Below are 1,681 nucleotides of genomic sequence, written 5' to 3' on the forward strand. Positions count from 1 at the left end.
AGTGGGGAGGTCGCCAGGGCGATCGTGTGATGTTCGAGGTCAAAGGGGAACGCTCGCAAAAGGCCGTAGAAGCCCTCAGGAGCGCTTTTGAGCACCGGGTGACCCGAGTGGATGCCTGCGCCGATTTTGACGCTCCTGGGGCGTTTGAAGCACTCCTGGGGCCATCCATTGAGGTCAAGAAGGAACGCCGCATCATGGGGGGCAAAGCAGGGGATTGGGACGACTTCCCAGAGAAGGGGCGCACCCTCTACCTGGGCAGCCAAAGCAGCCCTGTACGCATGCGCCTCTACGAGAAGGGTTTGCAGCCCGAGTACGCGCATTTGAACAAGCCAGACTGGGCCCGAATTGAAGTCCAGGTACGCCCAGCCAAGGACGCAAAGGAAGCCTTTGCGAAGCTCTCGCCAATGGACGTTTGGGGGGCTTCCAGGTGGACCAGGGACATAGCAGCCCGCGTTCTGGAGAAGCACATCGACCCGCACCCAGCAGGCACTGTGTACCGCCTCAGCGACCGAGAAACAGCACTGCGTTGGATGTGTAAGCAGTACGGTGCGCACCTCACGAGCCTTGCAGCAGACCTTGGTGGATGGGACTGTGTTGGGCTCACGATCTCCGAGATCCTCAACGATCAGGCCAAGGGCCGATAGGGAACGCGGCAGGGTGGCAAGCTTGCGCTGACGCCGTGCAGCGTTCCCTGTCGATGGTTTGTCCACGGTGTGGGGGTATCGGGGGCAAAGCCCCTGATGTCAACTCTTGCAAGGCAGTGCCAGAGGTGCTGTGCGCAGCGTAACCCGAAGCCCTCGCAAAGCACGCCGTTCGTCGCGGTGGTGGGAAAGCAGCAAAGCACGCCGTTCGTCGCGCGCCATGTAAAACAGGTATTGAGGTGCAGCACTTTCGCGCTTACGATGCACCTATGACTACCATCCGCCCACGCATCACTGTGAACCTGGAGCCTGTGACGGCTCTCCAGCTCAAGCGCATCTCAGAACTCACAGGCAACAGCCAGAGCTCGATGATCTCTGAGGTATTGGAACAGGCCGCGCCAGTGTTTGAGCGCCTCATCGTGGTTTTGGAGGCAGCAGAGAAGGCGAAAGCCCAGGTGAAGGAACAGTCCATCGAGAGGCTGTCCGATGCACAGGCTCGCATCGAAACGCAGTTGGGGCTTGTCCTGGATGACTTCGACAGGGCTACAGCACCGCTTCTGGCGGAGGTGGAAAAGGTGCAGCGTAGGCGCCGCAGCGGAGCGCCAGCGGGAGCGCGCACCGCGGCGGCGGCAACGCCGCCAACCCCCATATCTAACAGGGGGGTCAGGTACGACCCGAAAGCTACGAAAGATATAGCACAAAGTCCAAGCAGGGTCAGGCCGAAGGCTTTAAAAGTTGGGTCTAAAACCAGGGGGGGTAAGTGATGGTCCGATTTGACGCATATACGGCCACCATGACGGGCCCAAAACCGGACGATCTGATGCAGATACTGTTCGACCAGGTAGGGCTTGTCGCGGGCTTCAATAAGACCAAGGGCTTCCACACTTTCGGGGAACGACTCGCCATCAAAGACGGCTCAGGTCACGAGTTCGGCGCTGTCCAGTGGGGAGGTCGCCAGGGCGATCGTGTGATGTTCGAGGTCAAAGGGGAACGCTCGCAAAAGGCCGTAGAAGCCCTCAGGAGCGCTTTTGAGCACCGGG

General features: G+C 60.1%; 3 protein-coding genes. All 3 read left to right on the forward strand.

Features of this window, described 5'->3' with window-relative positions:
• A partial coding sequence (locus V8Z78_RS26920; RefSeq protein WP_349732498.1) for a replication initiation factor domain-containing protein occupies positions 1–644 on the forward strand: 644 nt, incomplete at its 5' end.
• A 266-nt stretch (positions 645–910) separates the two neighbouring features.
• Complete coding sequence (locus V8Z78_RS26925) at positions 911–1,405, forward strand: hypothetical protein (RefSeq protein ID WP_349732499.1); 495 nt, start codon at positions 911–913, stop codon at positions 1,403–1,405.
• A 56-nt stretch (positions 1,406–1,461) separates the two neighbouring features.
• A partial coding sequence (locus tag V8Z78_RS26930) for a hypothetical protein (protein ID WP_349732500.1) occupies positions 1,462–1,681 on the forward strand: 220 nt, incomplete at its 3' end.

The sequence above is a fragment of the Comamonas sp. wu1-DMT genome (assembly GCF_040187805.1).
Lineage (GTDB): Bacteria > Pseudomonadota > Gammaproteobacteria > Burkholderiales > Burkholderiaceae_C > Comamonas > Comamonas thiooxydans.

Coding starts and splice junctions, on each gene's coding strand:
- V8Z78_RS26925 (WP_349732499.1), top strand. CDS start 911: ATGACTACCATCCGCCCACGCATCACTGTGAACCTGGAGCCTGTGACG.